This window comes from Micromonospora lupini str. Lupac 08, assembly GCF_000297395.2.
Taxonomy (GTDB): domain Bacteria; phylum Actinomycetota; class Actinomycetes; order Mycobacteriales; family Micromonosporaceae; genus Micromonospora; species Micromonospora lupini.
Genome location: NZ_HF570108.1, coordinates 5,696,162 through 5,713,806 on the forward strand (window position 1 = coordinate 5,696,162; position 17,645 = coordinate 5,713,806).

Annotated in this window: 16 protein-coding genes; 10 read left to right on the forward strand and 6 right to left on the reverse strand. The window is 71.0% G+C overall.

What is annotated here, in order from left to right; translation table 11 throughout:
• Positions 1 to 36: 36 nt before the first annotated feature.
• Positions 37 to 831: a hypothetical protein gene (locus MILUP08_RS26955; protein ID WP_007463709.1), complete on the reverse strand. Its 795-nt coding sequence runs from the start codon at positions 829 to 831 to the stop codon at positions 37 to 39.
• A gap of 216 nt (positions 832 to 1,047) precedes the next feature.
• On the opposite strand from MILUP08_RS26955, the gene MILUP08_RS26960 reads away from it, so the two are divergent.
• Positions 1,048 to 4,107 (forward strand): AfsR/SARP family transcriptional regulator, encoded by a 3,060-nt coding sequence (locus MILUP08_RS26960; protein ID WP_007463711.1) that lies wholly within the window; start codon positions 1,048 to 1,050, stop codon positions 4,105 to 4,107.
• Positions 4,108 to 4,119: 12 nt separating this feature from the next.
• On the opposite strand, the gene MILUP08_RS34040 is transcribed toward MILUP08_RS26960, so the two are convergent.
• The gene (locus tag MILUP08_RS34040) at positions 4,120 to 5,043 is read right to left on the reverse strand and encodes an AraC family transcriptional regulator (RefSeq protein ID WP_167626068.1); all 924 of its coding nucleotides are present in this window, start codon (positions 5,041 to 5,043) and stop codon (positions 4,120 to 4,122) included.
• A gap of 679 nt (positions 5,044 to 5,722) precedes the next feature.
• Between MILUP08_RS34040 and MILUP08_RS36130 the strand changes: the two genes are divergently transcribed.
• Positions 5,723 to 6,004 carry a PqqD family protein gene (locus MILUP08_RS36130; protein WP_007463719.1) on the forward strand — a complete coding sequence of 94 codons (282 nt, stop codon included), beginning with the start codon at positions 5,723 to 5,725 and terminating at the stop codon, positions 6,002 to 6,004.
• A 36-nt stretch (positions 6,005 to 6,040) separates the two neighbouring features.
• Here the strand turns inward: MILUP08_RS36130 and MILUP08_RS36135 are convergent, their stop codons facing one another.
• Positions 6,041 to 6,442: a lasso peptide biosynthesis protein gene (locus MILUP08_RS36135; protein WP_007463721.1), complete on the reverse strand. Its 402-nt coding sequence runs from the start codon at positions 6,440 to 6,442 to the stop codon at positions 6,041 to 6,043.
• A gap of 478 nt (positions 6,443 to 6,920) precedes the next feature.
• Between MILUP08_RS36135 and MILUP08_RS34045 the strand changes: the two genes are divergently transcribed.
• Complete coding sequence (locus tag MILUP08_RS34045) at positions 6,921 to 7,904, forward strand: AraC family transcriptional regulator (RefSeq protein ID WP_007463723.1); 984 nt, start codon at positions 6,921 to 6,923, stop codon at positions 7,902 to 7,904.
• 93 nt (positions 7,905 to 7,997) lie between these two features.
• Here MILUP08_RS34045 and MILUP08_RS26985 read toward each other — a convergent pair whose 3' ends face one another.
• Positions 7,998 to 8,372, reverse strand: a complete 375-nt coding sequence (locus MILUP08_RS26985; protein ID WP_007463725.1) for a YciI family protein — start codon at positions 8,370 to 8,372, stop codon at positions 7,998 to 8,000.
• Between the two features lie 125 nt (positions 8,373 to 8,497).
• Between MILUP08_RS26985 and MILUP08_RS26990 the strand changes: the two genes are divergently transcribed.
• From MILUP08_RS26990 to MILUP08_RS34050, 3 genes are all read left to right on the forward strand, one after another.
• Positions 8,498 to 9,406 carry a PhzF family phenazine biosynthesis protein gene (locus MILUP08_RS26990; RefSeq protein ID WP_202805239.1) on the forward strand — a complete coding sequence of 303 codons (909 nt, stop codon included), beginning with the start codon at positions 8,498 to 8,500 and terminating at the stop codon, positions 9,404 to 9,406.
• Positions 9,406 to 9,861 (forward strand): hypothetical protein, encoded by a 456-nt coding sequence (locus tag MILUP08_RS26995; protein ID WP_007463729.1) that lies wholly within the window; start codon positions 9,406 to 9,408, stop codon positions 9,859 to 9,861. The genes MILUP08_RS26990 and MILUP08_RS26995 overlap by 1 nt, the downstream gene beginning before the upstream one ends.
• 194 nt (positions 9,862 to 10,055) lie before the next feature.
• Positions 10,056 to 10,436, forward strand: coding sequence for a hypothetical protein (locus MILUP08_RS34050; RefSeq protein WP_237747198.1), 381 nt, complete (start codon positions 10,056 to 10,058; stop codon positions 10,434 to 10,436).
• Positions 10,437 to 10,485: 49 nt separating this feature from the next.
• On the opposite strand, the gene MILUP08_RS27005 is transcribed toward MILUP08_RS34050, so the two are convergent.
• Positions 10,486 to 10,941, reverse strand: a complete 456-nt coding sequence (locus tag MILUP08_RS27005) for a hypothetical protein (RefSeq protein ID WP_144057024.1) — start codon at positions 10,939 to 10,941, stop codon at positions 10,486 to 10,488.
• A 791-nt stretch (positions 10,942 to 11,732) separates the two neighbouring features.
• Between MILUP08_RS27005 and MILUP08_RS27010 the strand changes: the two genes are divergently transcribed.
• The 3 genes from MILUP08_RS27010 (at position 11,733) to pip (ending at position 14,697) form a co-directional block, all read left to right on the forward strand.
• Positions 11,733 to 12,929, forward strand: a complete 1,197-nt coding sequence (locus tag MILUP08_RS27010; RefSeq protein WP_007463737.1) for a helix-turn-helix domain-containing protein — start codon at positions 11,733 to 11,735, stop codon at positions 12,927 to 12,929.
• Positions 12,930 to 13,062: 133 nt separating this feature from the next.
• Positions 13,063 to 13,245 (forward strand): hypothetical protein, encoded by a 183-nt coding sequence (locus MILUP08_RS27015; protein WP_007463739.1) that lies wholly within the window; start codon positions 13,063 to 13,065, stop codon positions 13,243 to 13,245.
• A gap of 495 nt (positions 13,246 to 13,740) precedes the next feature.
• The gene (pip, locus tag MILUP08_RS27020; RefSeq protein ID WP_039908871.1) at positions 13,741 to 14,697 is read left to right on the forward strand and encodes a prolyl aminopeptidase; all 957 of its coding nucleotides are present in this window, start codon (positions 13,741 to 13,743) and stop codon (positions 14,695 to 14,697) included.
• Positions 14,698 to 15,047: 350 nt separating this feature from the next.
• Here the strand turns inward: pip and MILUP08_RS27025 are convergent, their stop codons facing one another.
• Positions 15,048 to 16,211, reverse strand: coding sequence for an MFS transporter (locus MILUP08_RS27025; RefSeq protein WP_039908872.1), 1,164 nt, complete (start codon positions 16,209 to 16,211; stop codon positions 15,048 to 15,050).
• A 159-nt stretch (positions 16,212 to 16,370) separates the two neighbouring features.
• On the opposite strand from MILUP08_RS27025, the gene MILUP08_RS27030 reads away from it, so the two are divergent.
• Positions 16,371 to 17,342, forward strand: a complete 972-nt coding sequence (locus tag MILUP08_RS27030) for an ArsR/SmtB family transcription factor (protein WP_007463746.1) — start codon at positions 16,371 to 16,373, stop codon at positions 17,340 to 17,342.
• Positions 17,343 to 17,645: the final 303 nt, after the last annotated feature.

The window sequence follows — 17,645 nt, forward strand, 5'->3', positions numbered from 1 at the left end:
GCGCAATGGACACGACGCCGGTTCTGTCCGGTGTCGTCAGCCGGTGTACTTGCCGTTGCGGGTGTCCCCCTCCGCGCCGTCGTAGAGCACCTTGCGGTAGCGGTGCACCGAGCCCTTCTTGACCGCCTGCCAGTGGGCGTACGCCACCTCGTAGTCGTGGTGCTTGTGGTAGTTCCCGCCCGACTTGTAGTAGATCCGGTGTCGGGCGTACCCGCCGCAGTTGGCGAGGTAGCTGTAGGAGTACATCTTCATCCCACCGAAGTCCGACGAGTAGTACGTCTTCGTCGGGTGCCACACCGACGCCGGATTCGGATAGCCGGGCAGCTCGGCCCAGTTGTACGAGTTCCAGTACAGGTCCCAGCAGGTCATCACCGCGGTGGCGGACATCCCGCTCGACGTCGGCACGGTGAGGTTGTCGGCGACGACCAGGGACGCGACGATGGTCCGGTACGCCAGCTCCGGCGGAGTCGGCGTGCCCGCCGGCGGCTCCGACAGCAGCGCCCGCGGAACCGGCACGGACCGGGGCGTGAGCGTCAGGTACGCCGCCAACATGCTCTGCTTCTCGTCGTACGCCAGGGGCGCGTTGCGGCCCATCTCCCCGTCCTGGCGAAGACCCCAGTCGCCGGACTCCTCGTCGCGGGAGAACACCACCCGCACACCGTTCAGGTAGCCCAGCCGCGCCACCTCGACGTCGCGGTCCACGGGTTCGTCGTCGTACACCCCGGGGCTCGACTGACCGGCGGCGCTGGCCGGCGCGGCAGTCCACGCGGTCAGCGTCGGCAGGACGACCAGCACCGCGAGCAGCGCCCGTCCCGACAGCACTCTTGCCATCACCACTCCTCATCCGATCGATCACGAGACGCCGACCGGACGGTCCGCGCCTCTACGTGCCTTTCCGGGGACATCCTTCGAGGCGGGGTTCAGAGCGGCGTCAAGGTGGCGTCAAATACGCCGGGATTCGGTGTCGTAACGGCGACGTTCCCGTACGCGCAGCCGCCGGCACGCCACCAATTGAGGGATGGACCAGCTTCGACGTGTGGGCAGCCGATGAACGCGACGGCTGATCAGGGGGTGAGCCAGCGGTGCACCCTCGTGGTCGGCGCGGCGGGATACGGCAAGACCTCCGCCGTACGTGGCTGGCTGGGCGACCGCCCGGCGCGCTGGTGCGACGGCCCGGACGTGGCGGCGCTGGAGACGGCCGGTCCGGAGTGGCTGGCCGCCCTGGGCGCCCGATCCGCGCGGGACCTGCCCACCGATGAACCGGGCTGGCTCGTCCTCGACGACGTGCCGCGACTCTCCCGTCGTCGGCTGACGGCACTGCTGGACACCCTGCAACGGCTCCCCCCGCAGCTCAGGATCGTGCTGGTGACCCGCCACCCGCCCACGCTCTCGCGGCGGCAGGCGGGGCTGCTCGCCGAGCGCGGCCCGACGGATCTCCGGCTCTCGCCCGACGCGGTGGCGTCCGTCCTCGCCGCCGGCCACGGGCTGACCGACCCGACACTCGCGAGCCGGGTCCACACCGCCACCAGCGGCTGGCCGGCGCTGGTGACCCTGGCGGGGCGGACGGCCGCCGCCGACCGGGCCGACCCGACCGAGCCGGGCACACCACTGGAGTCCTACCTGGTGCGGGAGGTGTTCGCGGAGCTGCCGCCCGAGGCCCACCGGCTGCTGCGGGACGCGGCGCACCTCGACCCGCTCCACCCCGAGCTGTGCCGCCTCCTCGGGCACCGACACGGCGGCCACTGGCTGGACCACCTGGCCCGCGCCGGCATCCTCGTCGCCACCGCGGCGGGCGGGCACGCGTACCGGATGGTGCCGATCGTCGCCGACGTCGCCCGCCGCCGTCTCCCGTTGGTCCCGGCCGCGCAGCGACGCCTGCACGCGAGAGCGGCAGCGTGGTACGCCGAGCGCGGGCTCCTCGTCCCGGCCCTCGCGTCGTACGAGAAATCCGGTGTCGTCGCGGCGACGGCACGGATCCTCGCCGACCACGGCGCCCAACTGCTCGCCTCGGGCGACGCCGAGGCCGTCGTCGCGGCCTTCCAGTCCCTGCCCGAGCACGCCCGGACCGACGGCCCGCGGCTGCTCTACGGGGAGGCGCTACAGATGCGCGGCGACTTCGACGCGGCGCTCGCCGTGTACGCCGCCCTCGCCGATCGTCCGGAACCCCTCGGCGCCGGGCTCGCCTGGCGGTACGGCCTCGTGCACTACCTGCGCGGCGAGCCGCAGGCCGCCCTGGACGTCCTGGAGCGCGGCGGGCTCGACCCGCACCCGTCCACCGACAACGTCCGGCTGCTCGCCTGGACCGCCGCGGCCCAGTGGACGACCGGGGACGCGAACGCGTGCCGGCACAACGCCGAACGCGCCCTCGCGGCGGCGACGGCCGTCGGCGGCGACGCGGCGCTCGCCGCGGCGCACACCGCGCTCGCCCTGGACGCCAAGCTGCGCGGCGATCGACCGGCGGCCGACGAGCATCACGAGAAGGCGTTGCGGGCCGCCGAGGCGGCGCGGGACACCGTTCAGGTGGTCCGCATCCGCGCCAACCGCGCGTCCGCCCTGGTCGGCGAGGGCCGATATCCCGACGCCCTGGCCGAGGTGCGCCCCGCGGTGGAGCTGGCCGAGGCCAACGGGCACGCCGCGATGCTGGCGCTTGCGCTGTGCAACGAGGGCGCGGCGTACTTCCACCTCGGTCAGCTCGCCCAGGCGACCGCCTGTTACGAACGTGCCGTGCCGCTGCTGCAGCGCATGGGATCCCGCAAGGTGGCGTACCCGCTGGTGGGGATCGGCGATGTCCACGCCCTGCGGGGCCGGACCAACCTGGCCCGCGCGGCGTACGAGGAGGCGCTGCGCGCCAGCGAACCCGTGAACGACCACCAGATCCAGGTGCCGGCGCTCGCCGGACTGGCCCGCGTGCTCGCCGCCGAGGACGGCCCCGCGGCGTTCGCCCTGGCACAACGCGCGGTCGAGCGGGAACGCGGCCCGGACTCGGCGACCGCCCGGCTCGCGCTCGGCTGGGTGGCGCTGGAGACCGGCGACCACCGGCGGGCGGCCGAGGTGGCGCTGCTGGCGTCCACCGCCGCCCGGCTGCACCGTGACCGTGCGGCGCTGGCCGAGGCGTTGGAGCTTCGCGGTGCCGCCGCCGTCGACTCCGACGACACCCGGCACGCCTGGCGAGAGGCGGCGGCGACCCTGCGCGACATCCGGTCGGCAGTCGCCGCGGACCGACTCACGGTGCTGCTCAGCCTGCTGCCCGGGGCGGATCCTCAGGAGCGCGTCGACGCCCGGCTGGCCGCCGAGCGGCTGACCGCCGCCGGTGTGCCGCCGCCGACGCTGCACCGACAGGGCCCGCGCTGCGTCACCCAGGTCACCGTCCGCACCCTCGGCCGCTTCGAGGTGTTCGTGGACGGCTCACAGGTGCTGGCGGCGGCGTGGCAGTCACGCAAGGCACGGGACCTGCTCCGGATCCTCGCCGCCCGGCGTGGTCGCGCGGTCCCCCGCGAGCAGCTCGGCGAGATGCTCTGGCCCGCCCAGGACCCGGGCCGGGTCAGCCACCGGCTGTCCGTGGCCCTGTCCACCCTGCGCGGCGTCCTCGATCCGGACCGCCGTACGCCGACGGACCACTTCGTCATCGCCGCGCACCCGAGTCTCGCGCTCGACATCGGCCACGTCGAGCTGGACGTCGAGGAGTTCCTCGCCGAGTCGGCACACGGCCTCCGGCTGGCCGAGCACGGTGCGACCGGGGACGCGCGCGCCACGCTCCTGCTCGCCGAACAGCGCTACCGGGGCGACTTCCTGGAGGACGAGCCGTACGACGACTGGTCCCGACCGACCCGCGAGGAGGCACGACGGGTCTACCTGCGGGTGGTACGCACCCTCGCGTCGCTGGCGCTCGACGCCCACGAGATCGACGAGACCGTCCGGCACCTCGGACGCGCTCTGGAGCTGGAGCCGTACGACGAGGGCGTACACGGCGAGTTCGTCCGGACACTGGCGGCCGCGGGCCGGCACGGCGAGGCCGCGCAGGCGTACCGACGCTACGTGGAGGCGATGGCCGCCATCGGCGTACCGCCCCGGGCGCGGAGTGCGCTGAGCGATGCCGACCGTGTGTGACGTCGTTCGTCGTCAACCCTGCTCGCTCGGCGCCGACACGCCCGTCCCCCGCAGGGTGTCGTAGGGATGGCAGCCGTACGCCTCGCGATACGCCTGCGCGAACCGCCCGGGATGGGTCCAGCCCCAGCGGCGCGCCGTCTCCGCCACCGTCTGCCCCGGCTTGGCGTGTTGCAGGTCCCAGTGCGCCTGGCGTAATCGGACGGCACGCAGGAACGCCATCGGAGTCTGACCGTGGTGACGCTGGAACGCGGCCTGTAACGCGCGTTGGCTGACCTCGCAGGCTTCCGCTATCCGGCCGACTGTCAACGGTGCCGCGGCATGTGCCTCGATGTACTCGGCGGCCCGGCGCACGATCGCCCGGCCGACACCCGCCTGCCCGGGCAGGTAGTTGATGGTCATGGTGGTGTTCGGAAACACCGCGACGGCAGTGGTCGCCACCAGGTCCACCAGACCCGCCCGGGCCAGTGGACTGGCGACCACGGCGCTGACGGCGAGTTGCCGGCGGGCGAACGCCGTCACCGACTGCCAGAGCAGGGCCAGCGCCGGGGAGAGCGGCGCCATCGCGGTGAACTGGAAGTTCGCGGCGGGAAGGCCGGTTCGGATGGACGCGGCCGCCGCGATCCGTTGCATCGGCAGCCGGACGACAACGGATGCCAGGTCGTCGACGAGGTGGACCGCGTCCACCTCCGGATATCGACCTGTCGTCCCGGGGCCGAGGCGCAGCTCCTCGCCATCGGTGCGGACGGCGTACCGGCCGTGCGTCACGCTTATCGCGGCGAAATCGGGATAGGGCAACGATTCGGTGCGGTTGCGCATGGTGTATCGGGTCTCACCGATCTCCAGATCGTCGGCCCGCAGGGTGACGCGTCGGTAGCGGAACCGGGCGGGTGGGCCGGAGACCCGAGTCCGGTGTTCTCCGAACCTGAGTGCGATCACGTGGTGCGCGTGTTCTGGGTCGTCGGTCTCCACAATGTCTCGGGTAACAGGCTCCTGCCCGTCAGGGTTCCCCGTCCACGGCATGGGCAGTCACCTCCGTCGGGCCGTCAATCATCCGGCCCGATCTGATTGAACGTGTCACACGCTGGTTCGCAACGGCCTGTCGACGACTTCCGGGGCCACGCCGGTGGCAGCCACCCCCGGTGCGACACGCCGCGCCGGCGACCCGATCCGGTTCCCGTACGAGGCTGGCCGATTCGCGAATGACGGCTCGCGGAAAGGTTTTCTGCCAGGTAACAATCGAAGTCGTCCAGGTGCCTCCCCTGGCTGCACCGGGGCGGTCCACGGGGATGAGTGGGATGAGTGTGACGTTGTGGTTACGCATTTCGATCCCCGAAACTGTCGGGTTCACGACTTCTCAGCAGACACGGCGGGCTCCGTCCACCGCACCTAACCTCTGCCTGACCGAGCCACTCACCCTGGCTCGTCCCAGTCGGCCGGCCGATCGGGGTTACGCGACGATGCGACCCCGGTCGGCCGGTCTTGCGCCCGGCGGAACGACGGGCGCGAGCAACCCGTCGACCATGCTCGGGGAGGAACCCATGGGGCGCTTCGAGGCGGCGGTGGCCACGGTCACCGCCGGGACGCCGCAGGAACGGCCCACTGTGGAGGCGCCGAAGTGAACGCAGACACGTCGACCGTGTACCGGGTCCGAGACAACCGGGTCGCCTGGCGCGCGGCCGGCGACGAGACGGTGCTGCTCGACATCCGGCAGTCCGTCTACCTGGCACTTGACCGCTCGGCCGCGATGCTGTGGCCGCACCTGATGGCGGGCGCCACCGCGTCCGAACTGGCCGAGGTGCTGGCCGAGCAGGGGCCGGTCGAGCTGGAGCGGGCCGTCGCCGACGTGTACGCGTTCCTCGCCGAGCTGGAGGCCATCGATCTGATCGAACACCTGTGACGCGGTGCCGTGGGCGCACTGACTCCGCCGGCCTGATCAGCTCAGCCAGGTCGGCGGCGCCGGGTGCCGCAGGATCTCGGCCAAGCCGTGCCGGTGCGGGTCCGGGTCACCGTCGAGCCAGGCGTGGGCGTGGAAGCCGGCAGCCGGGACGCCGACCCCGATGACCACGGTCCGCGGCACCCCCTGCTCGGCGAACCAGCGCTGCCGCACCAGCGCGCTCTCCAGACAGTTGCCGCCGCTGCGGCGCAGCGCCCGCCGGACCAGCGTCTCGGTGCCGCCGGGCGGGGGCGCGGCGAGGCGCACCGCGCCCAGCCCGCCCCGGGCGAGTTGGCGACGCACTCGCCGACAGGCCAGCATCGTCCACGCCACCAGGGCCAGGCCACGCGGCCCGTGCGTACGGATCAGCCGGGCCATGGCGCCCAGACGGGCGGTCAGCATTCCGGCCGTCGTGCGGAGCGCGGATCCCGCGGCCCTCGGGGCGGCCAACGCCGACCCCGCCGGTGCGCGGAGACGGACGAGCGTGACATCCGACCTACCTTTCGGGCGCGGCGAGGCACGGTGGGCGGGGTGGCGGGCACGTGGTCGCGCCACAGGACCGGTGACCCGACATCCCGTCGAAGTGGACTTCCGCGCGTGGAAGCTCCGGTCTCTTCGAACTATCACGTGTGTCCCGCTCCGGGCCCATCCGCCGGTCCCGGGCGGCGCAAACTGGCCCGTCACGTGCGGCTTGTGGACAGAGCACGCCCATTTCCGTTGCGACCGTCTGTGGCCATGTCGGCGGGTGAGGCCACGTCGGCCGGGCCCCGCCTTCGTTGAGAACAGGGTGCTGCTCTCACGTCTCGTCCACTCGGCGCGTCGCACGTCGCCGAGCGGACGCGGCCGACGGCCGCCGCCCCCACGCGACGAGGGAGGAATGATGCATCGGAACACCGAGACAGCAAATTCAGCCACTCGGCACAGGTTCGCCACCCACGAGGTCGCGCAGGCGAACGACGTGATCAGCCAGCGATGCGCGGGGCTCGAGCTTCGGCCGCGACGCGTCGACGCGCCATTCCTGTACCGGGAAGAGTCGATCGACGTCGGCCAGATCCTGGCGAGCCGGGTGCAGTGCGGCATGGAGTTCGAGATGCATCTCGAGCCGCTTCGTGACCTGATGCTCGTCGCGATGGTGCGCGGGCGGGCGGAGGTACGGGATGGCCGCGAGGAGGCGCAGACAGGTCCCGGCGGAGTGGTCCTGCAGCGAACCGGCCGCCCGCTGTTCAACATGGGCCGGCATCTCGACCTCTACAGCATCAGTCTGGACCCGCACACGGTGACCGAGGCGGCCGTCGAGCGGACGGGCATCGCGCCGGCCGACTTCCGCTTCGAGGCGATGACGCCCGTGACGAGCGAGATGGGCCAGTTCTGGTACGACACCGCAACTCATCTCTATGGTCTCTTGAGCGGCCCGCCGGAGCCGCTACGAAGCCCACTGGTGATCCGTTCCGCCATCGACCTGGCCGCGTCGGCAGCGCTCGCCTGCTTCCCGAACTCCGCCATGACGATCTCCCACCGCCCCGACGCCAGTCCGTTGCCCGCCGGCCCGGTACGTCGCGCCATGTCGTTCATCGAGACACACGCCGGCGAAGCGATCACCACCACCCAGATCGCCGACGCCGCCCGCGTCACACCCCGCGCCCTCCAGGCGGCGTTCCGCCGCCACCTGGGCACCACGCCGAGGGCGTACCTCCGACGGACCCGGATCGACCGGGCCCACCAGGATCTCCTCGCCGCCGACCCCGCCCAGGGCGACACCATGGCCGCGACAGCCCACCGCTGGGGCTACCTGCACACGGACCGGTTCACGGCCGACTACCGGGCCGAGTACGGCCGATCCCCCAGCGACACCCTGCACTCCTGACCCGTACCTCCCCGGCCGCACGACCGCCCGGGGACCGGGTATGTCCGGTCCGCCGCGTACTTCCCGCGCTCCAGCCGGTACGGAGACGCGCCGTCATCCGCGACCGGCGGCCTCGCGGAGCAGCGCGTCCGTCTCCGGGTCGGGCATGAGCTCCCGCACCTCCTGGGCACAGCGGCAGGCGGCGGCGATCTTGGCAGCCCACACCTGCGCCTCCTCGCGGGTGGCCACGTCGACGACCGCGAACCCCCCGACGACCTCCCTGGTCTCCGGGTACGGGCCGTCGGTGGCCGTCCCGTTTGTGGCCACGATTGTCGCCCGCTGCCTCTCCAGTCCGGCGCCGAACACCCACACGCCGGCGTGCACGGCCTCCTCGGTCACCGCGTGCGCGGCCTTGCCCACGTCGGGCCAGTCCTCGGCGGGGATGTGGTCCATGGCGCCGTCGTCGAACGAGATCAGGTACCGCGGCATGCCCACACTCCTTCGTCCCGGCGGCCTCCACCGACCGCCTCCTGCCTGTACTACGAACGGCTCACCCCGGATTCGACGCTACGCCAGAGATTTCCCGCTCGGCACTGTCCTGGGTCCGGTCTACGGTGGCGGAGATCGACGTAGTAAAGAGGGGTCTGATGCCCAGCCCGCAGTTGATCGTGGTGGATGCCTGCACCCGCGATGGGCGAGGTGGCAGCCCCACCGCGGTCGTGCTCGACGATGCCACCCGCACCGACGACGAGCGGCGTGCTGTCGCCGCTACGGTCGGCACCTCCCACACCGCATTCGTCGACAGCAGCAGCGCGGTCCCGCCCCGCGTACGGTTCTTCACGGCCGAGGGCGAACTCCGCAACTGCGGTCACGGCACCATCGCCGCGCAGGCCGTCCTGCTGCACGGTGCCGGCGGCACCCAGCATCATGGCTACCAGCGCACTGGCAACCGAACCGTCGCCGTGACCGCCACCCGCCGGCGCGACGGCATCGAAGTCTGGTTCGAGCAGGGCGTCATCGCGCTGCGGGACCGCACCGAGCGGGCCAGCAGCGCCATCATCGCGGCCCTCGGTCTGACGCCGGGCGACGTCGCCACCGACGACCTGCGGGTCGCCTCACCCGGCACACCCCGGCTTCTCGTCCGTGTCCAGGATCGCCGGGCACTGTCGGCGATGCGGCCCGACTTCGTCCGGCTGGCGGCCGAGTGCCGCCGGCTCGGCTATCTCGGCTGCTTCGCCTACGCGCTCTCACCGTCCACGGGACCGGTCACCGCACGCATGTTCGCCCCCGCGATCGGTGTCGACGAGGACATCGTCAACGCCAACAGCGCCGGCTGTCTCGCCGCCCACCTCCTCGACACATCCCGCACCAGCCAGATCGAGGTGCACCAGGGCGACACGCTCGGCCGCCCGTCCTCCGTCTTCGCCACCGCGACACACACCCGAGACGGCATCGTGGCCAGGCTCGGCGGTCTGGTTCACCACCCGGAGGCCCCGCCAAGAGTCGTACGACGGAGGGTCTGATGTCCGCAATCGCGTCACTGACCGTGGTCCCCAGGGACAGCATCACCGAGCTGGCCCGCCTGGCCCGCACATCGCCCGCGTCGCTCCACTCGTACCTCACGGAACACGGGAGCAAGGCACGGCAGGAGTACGACTGGTCCGGGTACTGCCTGCTGTACGTCCTGACCTACCTGGAGGAACGCGACATCGACCTGCAACAGTCGGAGTTCGAGGCCGAGCCGGAGGCCATCAACAGCGCGTACGGCCTGACCGTGCTCATCACCGCGGCCCACAAGCGGTTCCTGGATCAGCTCGACCCCGCCGGGCACCGCAAGAAGGACCTGGCCGCCCACTTCGAGGAGATGGGGATGGACTTCGGGGAGAGCGGCACGGCCGGTCTGGACGGGCTGACACTGTTGCGCGACTGCATCTCCGACCTCCACGATGACCAGGTTCTGCTGCTGCACCTCGGCTGAGACCGACGGAACGCTCTGCCTGTCGACCTTCCGGGGACCAGATGCGGCCACACGACCACGTGACGGTCTGCGGCAGACTTGTCCCTGTGCCAACCCAGCCACTGGTTCGCAAGGTTCGCTTTGAGGTCCGTCCGTGGGGTCCCGGTCCCGACCCAGCACGCGAGTTGTTGCCGTACGTCGACAGGGTGAGCCTGGTGGACCTGGTCTCGGGCTTCGAACACGCCGCCGGCCACGATGTGCCCGGCGCCTACGCCGGGCTCATTCTCGATCATTTCAACGTCGGTGATCTGGCTGCCTATCTCACCGGACGGCCGGGCTCCGCCTACCGGTCCGGGAACGGCGTGATCGCACTTCTCGGCTGCGACTGCGGTGAGGTCGGCTGCTGGCCTCTGGAAGCCCAGGTGATCACCACAGAGAATTCGGTGATCTGGCGCGGCTTCTCCCAGATCTACCGCCCCCAACGCGACTACGGGGACTTCGGCCCATTCGTGTTCCATCGGAACCAGTACGAGGAGGCAGTCCGCGAGGCGGCTACCACCAGCGCTGCGCCCGCGAGAAGTGGAAACCTCGGCTGAGGCCGACTCGACCCGGCAGGGTGTCACCATCCCGGCTGGGTTCATGCCATCAGTCGAGGCAGCGGACATGAACGACGATGTGCTCGGGATGACCGCCCGTGTCGCGACGCAGGACCTCAAGCCCCACCCGGTGCCGGTCCGTTGAGACGGGATCGCCCTTCTCGCCGGCCAGGCAGCTTGGGTACGTACCGTCGTGGTGCAGTGTCCCGCCAACGTCCTGCCAGCCTTCAGCGATCACCGAATAGGTCGTGTCGCCATCGAGAGGGCGGCGAGCGGTCCCGTCCTCCTCGAACGCGATGGACCTGGTCTGCTCGTTCGACCAGGTGACCACCCCGACGCGCAGCTCCGGCCTGGCGCTGTGCGGATCGTCGGCAAGCTTGGCCGCCCCGAAGCCGCCCACCAGACCTACGGCGACAAGCGCCAGCGAAAAGGCAGTCGTAGCGAGGCGACGGTGTGGCACGTGAACGTCAGCCCGTCGTAGCACGTCAGCAAATACCACTGGCATGCCTGGAAGGTACGCGATCGACGCCCACCGGGATGGCCCAGCGGATCGGGGACCGATTCACACTCTGGCGAGAAAGGTCGCCTCGGTAATGTGAAGCTGTTGACGGGAGGCGGTTTTGCCGCGGATTGCCGGACTGGAGGTGCGGTCGGATGAGGTCGAGGCTACGCAAGCTGCACGTCGACGGTCGGACGTTCACCTGGAAGGCCGACATCCGCGACGCGTTCGAAGCTGATGGTCGTCATCGCTGCATTCGAGTCCGTGTCTGGGGAGCGGGAAAGAACGGCCGTGCCCTGCAGGCCGACCTGACTGAATGGCCCCACCCGCCGACGCCCTGGGACGAGAGGTACGCGTACCCGACGGCTGAGAACGTCCGTGAACTTGCCCGCTACGCCCTGAGCGTTGGTTGGACCCCCGAAGCAGTCGGCAGCACCTTTCGAATCACGTCCGGCGCGAAAGTCGCGCTGCCCGGGCTTGCCGTCACCGACCTTCTGTCGACTGCGGAGCGTCCTCACTAGCTCCGCCACGTGTCCTGAGGGTCGCTACAGACCGAGGAGGTGCCGTGCTGCGGGGAGACGACGGCGCGCTGCCGGGCAGTACCGCACAGGCACTCAAGATGGCAGGTGACCCTGCTGACCCCGTCCCCCAGCGAGTGTCTCCATTGGTGGCGACCAGGCCGGTCGGGCAGGCAGGTTCGCGCCCGAAGTAAGCAGCTCGGGGTACCGTCTGTGGTGGCGGCCCGCCGGTGTAGAGGCCGGCAGGGCCGCTGCCCAGTCCTCTACCTGGGAGCGGACATGACCGAACCAGCGACCTTCGGCACCCGCCTACGCGCCCACCGCGAACGAGCCGGAAAGACCCGCGCCGTCCTCGGTGGTCTGGTCGGCCGCAGCGCCGACTGGGTCGAGGCCCTGGAGTCCGGCCGGCTTCTCACCCCGCGGCTGCCGATGCTGCTGCGCCTGGCCGAGGTCCTCGACATCGCGGACCTGGCCGAGCTGACCGGCGACCAGTCGCTGCCGGTCGCGTCCGTGACCCGAGCCGGGCACCCGGCCGTCGACAGTGTCGCCGCCGCCATGCAGCGCACCACTGTCACCGCCGGCGAACCGACGCCCGTTGACGTCCTGCGCGGCCTGGTCGACCAGGCGTGGACGCTGTGGCACCGGTCCAGCACCGAACGGACCGCCGTCGCCGCGGTGTTGCCAGGGCTTCTCGACGACGCTCGCCGCTCGGCGAGACGACTCGACGGCATCGACCGGCGGGCCGCCCTGGCCGAGCTGGCGCGCGTCTACCACCTGGCGCAGCTGTACGTCGCTCACCAGCCGTACCCGGAGCTGGTGTGGCTGGCCGCCGACCGGGCCATGAGCGCCGCGCAGGACGCCGACGATCCGAACGCGATCGCCGCCGCAGCGTGGTACTACGCGCACGTCTACCGCTCTGCGAACCAGGTCGACGCGGCCGAGCTGGTGCTGGTCGACGCCGAGCAGCTCGTCGACCGGGAGGCGGGCGCCGAGCAGTACGCACGGTGGGCGCAGCTTCAACTGGGGCGCTCGCTCGGGCACGCGAAGGCCGGCAGGGACGGGCAGGCATGGCGGGCCTGGGACGCCGCCGACGCCGCAGCCGACCGCCTCGGTGCCGACTACGCCCACCCCTGGCTGATGTTCGGCCCCGCTGCCTGCGCGGCGTACGCGGTGACGCTGGAGACTGACCTGTGCCGCGCTGGGGAAGCCGTGCGGCGTGCCGACTCGACGAACTACACCGCGCTGCCGTCGCGTACCCGCCGTGCTGGTCACCTGATCGAGGCCGCCCGGGCGCACCTGCTGCGCCGTGAGGAAGTCGCGGCCGTGCACCTGCTCGGCCGGGCTCTGCGGGAGAGCGTCGACACGGTCCGGCACAACCCGTACTCCCGGACTGCTGCGTTGGAGCTGTCGTCGCGGCCGGGGACCGTAGGCGAGGACGCGCGGGACTTGGCACTCGCCATCGGCGTGGAGGGGTAACCGTGCCACGGGGACAGGCTGTCCCCGTCGCAGTCTGTGTGCGTACGTACCGTCCTGGTCACTGAGCCGGGCGCGGACCGACCGCAGCGCCGCCGCGAGCATCGCCGCGCCCCCGGACCGGGGAGGCGACATCGTGCACATCGTCCTCAGGAAGCTGCGCCGATGGCTGGACGGCGAGCCGGCCCCGCTGCCGCCCGTGCCTCCCGGCACGGGCCAGCGCATCCAGACTCGCGAGCAGGAAGCGGCCAAGGCGCGGATCCTCGCGCAGGCCCACCACCGCGCCGGCGGCCGCCACGACGTCGGGTCGGCCCGATGACCGCACGGATGTACCCGCCGGCCGGCGTCCGGGTGTCGGTGCGGCCCACCGAGTGGCAGCCCAGCCCCGGCATCGAGGGCCAGACGTACCACGACATCGTCATCGTGTCCGTCCACGACTCTTCGACCCGCGGTTCGCCTGGGTGTACGGGCACGGCCCGGACTGCTCGTGGGAGTCGTCGGACTGCACGGCCGCTTTCTGCTTCGAGGTACTGGTAAGCGTCGACATCCTGGCCGCCGCGGCGGCCAGGGACCGGCCGTGACCGCCCAGACGCTGACCGAGCTGGCCGTGAACGGCCGGGCGCTGGCCCTGCCGGCGGCGCGGTGGCGGCGAACCATGCGCGAGCACCAGGGCGTCGACGGCCGCTGCCCGGTCTGCCGCACCCGGGCGTGGTGCCGGGAGTGGGCGGACGCGTTCGGACAGCTCGTCGCACACGATCTGCTCCTGCCGAGAACAGGAGTGCGCGGCAACGACCTCGATGGTTGGATCGCTGAGATGCCCCGCCTGTATCCCGAGATCGAACCCTTCGCGCACGGCATGCTCGACGTCGGGGACGGCCACCTCGTCTACTGGGAGAGCTGCGGCAACCCACTCGGAAAACCAGCCCTGGTGTTGCACGGTGGCCCCGGCTCCGGCGCCGGGGCCTTCTGGCGGCGGTTCTTCGACCCGGCCGTCTATCGGGTGGTCCTGTTCGATCAGCGGGGGTGCGGACGCAGCACACCGGACGCGGGCGACGTGCGCACGGACCTGTCGACCAACACCATGCCGCATCTTCTGGCCGACATCGAGAAGCTGCGCACGCACCTGAGCATCGACCGGTGGTTACTGCTCGGCGGATCGTGGGGCAGCGCCCTCGGCCTCGGCTACGCCGAGCGGCACCCCGACCGGGTCACGGAGATCGTGCTGTTCAGCGTCGTCACCAGCACACCGGCGGAGCACAGGTGGATCACCCGCGACCTCGGACGGATCTTCCCCGAACAATGGGAGAGGTTCCGGGACGCGGTGCCGGCGGCCGAACGCGACGGCAATCTGCCCGCCGCCTACGCCCGGCTGCTGGCCGATCCTGACGAGGGCGTACGGGACCGGGCGGCGCGCAACTGGTGTGCCTGGGAGGACGCACTCGTCTCGAACCTGCCCGGCAGTCGACCTGACCCTCGATACGAGGACCGGGCGTTCCGGATGACCTTCGCGCGTCTCGTCACCCACTACTGGGCGCACGACGGTTGGTTCGCCGACGGCGAGTTGATGGCTGGTGCTCACCGGCTCGCCGGCATTCCCAGCGTTCTCGTACACGGCCGGCTCGACCTCGGGAGCCCGGTCGACATCCCCTGGCAGCTGTCCAAGGTGTGGCCCGAGGCACGGTTGGAGCTGATCGCCGAGGCTGGCCACGGCGCCGGGCGCGGCGTCGGCGACGCGGTCATCGACGCCTTGGACCGCTTCGCGGTCTCCTAGACGAGTAGCTCCTGACTCCGAGACGGGGCTGGGGTCGCGGCGAAGGGCGCTGGTCATCCGCTGTGGCTGTCCGCCGTGTCGATGTGCTGGTGAGCGATACACCTCAGAGGTATGAATATGACTCTGAGGTATACCGCTTACGAGCGCGTCCGCCCCCACGGAGGTGACCGACGGTCACCGCTTACCGCATCGGCCGGCTCACGCTCGTACCGGTGCAGCGCCGGACAGGATCGCGAAGCTCCGCGCCGGGACCGGGCTGATCAGGGAAAACTCGATCCACGAGCTGCGGGCAACCCATCGCCGTCGGGGCGGGCGGCCCCGTCAGGCAGATCGGCCGGAGCGGCAGTCATTTAGCCAGACAACAGCAACCCGTCCACCTGTCGTCGGACCAAGGCCATCGTCAATGACCCCGCGAGGAGGAACAGCACGCCGAGAAGAATCCAACCGGGCCAACCGTGTTCAAGCGCGGTCGCCGTCACGACCAGCGGCGCGAGCATCGAGCCCAGTGCCGCTCCGGTCTGGCTGACACCCTGGTACGCGCCGACGTTGGCCGGGTCGGCAAGCTCGAACGCGAGCGTCCAACTGCCTGCCTCGGACAGGATCTCGGCGAGGCTGTGCGCCACGGTCGCGAGCGTCAGCATCACCACGACGACAGTGATCGCGCCGTGGGCGGACAGGGCGTACAGGCCACAGGCCAGCGCGAGCAAGGTACCGGCCCCGGCGACCGCGCGGCCGGCCGAGCGGATGGTTCTCGCTCCGCGTGCCGCCCAGACCTGAAGCAGGGACACGATGACCGTGTTCAATGCCAGCAGCGCCGCGATGGTCGCCGGGGGTGCCTTCGTCGAGCCGGCGACCCAGAGTGGTACCCCCACCGTGAGCATGCCAACTTGCATGCTCATGACAGCGTAGAGGCCAGTGACGGCCAGATAGGTCCGGTCGCGCAGTGGTGATTGGCGTACGCCGGCCGCCCGAGACCCGTCGGTCGCGGTGAGCTCGGCGCCGCGGTCCATCCGGCGCAGCAAGAATGCGGAGACGAACAGCAGTGCTCCGGTGGCGAGCATCGCCAGCAGATATGCCAGTTTCGTGTCGAGCACGAGGGCGACGGCCGCCAGCGCGGTTCCCACGCCGATGAAGGCGTTGGTGACCACCCGCAGGCGGGCGCGCATCTCCACGCGGTCCGGACCGGTGAACGACTCGGCGATCATCGTCGTCAGGGCGGTGCGCTGCATGGCCTGTTGTCCGACGGCGGCACAGGCGACGACAACGAACGCGGCCGGGGTGTGGACCAGGAGGTAGGCCACCAGCGCCAGGCCCTGGCCGGCGGTCGTGGCGAGCAGCACCCGGCGCGCGCCGACGACACGGGCCAAGTAGCCCGCAGCCAACGCAGCGGCGACGGCGACCGCCCCGGCGATCGTCAACCCGAGCCCGACCGTGGTCGCGGCGAAGCCGGCGACGTGTGTGAAGAACAGCACGCTGACGCTGTAAAAGACGCCCTTGGAAAGCGAGCTGGTCATGGTGGCCCAGGTCAGCGCCCGGGCGACGGGATCGTCCGGACGCAGGTACCGCCGAACCCAGCCGGCCGCCGCTGACCGGTGGCGTTCTGTCACAAGATGCATGCCGTCAGTTGTCGCAGCGTACCGACCGACCACGCCAACGATGTAGCCTTCTGCTTCATGGTCCGGTACGAGCTGCTCGGCATGGATGTGGCCGATCTCCGGTTCGCGGTGTCCCCGCTCAACGAGGCGGTGCTGTCCCTGCGGGCTTGGCGCGATCCAGGACGATTTCCGCTTCAGTTGCGCTGGCTACACGTGCTCGAAGACGTGCGCGGCAGCCTCGACGAGGCCATGCTGCTCGCATTGACGGACGTCCGGCTGTGGACACCCGATTTTCTCAACCCGCGTCCGCACTCACCGCTGACCCGCTTCGACGACGAACTCGCGAAACTGGCCAGTACCGACCCGACGGTCATCGAACGAGACCTGCGAGCGGTGCACGGCGCGACGCCACTTCCCGAACCACTGCAGGGTTCCGCCGCAGAGGTGCTCAATCGGATCATCGATGCACTCGCCAGGTACTGGCGGTTCTGCTTCGAGCCGCACTGGCCACGGATGCGGGCGATCCTCGAAGGCGACGTCACGTTCCGAGGACGACAAATCGCCCAGCGGGGTCTCGCCACGATGCTCAGCGGATTGTCGGACACGGTGCGGCTCGTCGGAAACGTGGTAGAGGTACGGCTGCGTTCGAAGCTCGACTACGCGCGACCGGCCAATGGCGGGCTGACCCTGGTGCCGAGCCTGTGGACCACCAACGCCTCGACACCCATCTCGGCCGACGAGCCACCGATGATCCTCTATTCGGCGCTTGGCGCGGCGACCCTGTGGGAGCCGCAGGCCCTTCCCGCACCGGACGGTCTCGTGGGACTTCTGGGCACCACTCGGGCCGGTCTGCTCAGCCATCTCGACACGCCCGCCTCCTCCACCGAGTTGGCCGCCCGCCTCGGCGTCACCCCGACAGCGGTCAATCAGCACCTTCGAGCATTGCGCGCGGGCGGACTGCTGGTCGGCACCCGACACGGCCGATCGGTGCTCTATCGCCGCTCCGACCTCGGCGACATGTTGGTTGCCTCGGCCGCTCCGCATTCGTGAGGCGTAGACGCCCACGTTTCGCCGGTCACCGTCGATCAGCACGACCTCGGTCCGGACCCGGGCGACAGGAATGTTCAGCGCGGCGAGATCGGCCCGCTGCCACGGCACCGCCCGCACCGGCGGATGCGCCAGCCGCATCAGGTGCGTCACCGACCAGGCACAGAAGCCGCAGTCGCCGTCATACAGCAACGTCCGCACGGTCTCGTCGCGGCGGGCCTGCCGGGCGTCGGCCGGTTGGGCGGCCGGTGGAGGCGGTTGCGGTGCCGGCCGCGTGGACCAGGCCCGGAAAAGCCAACCAGAATG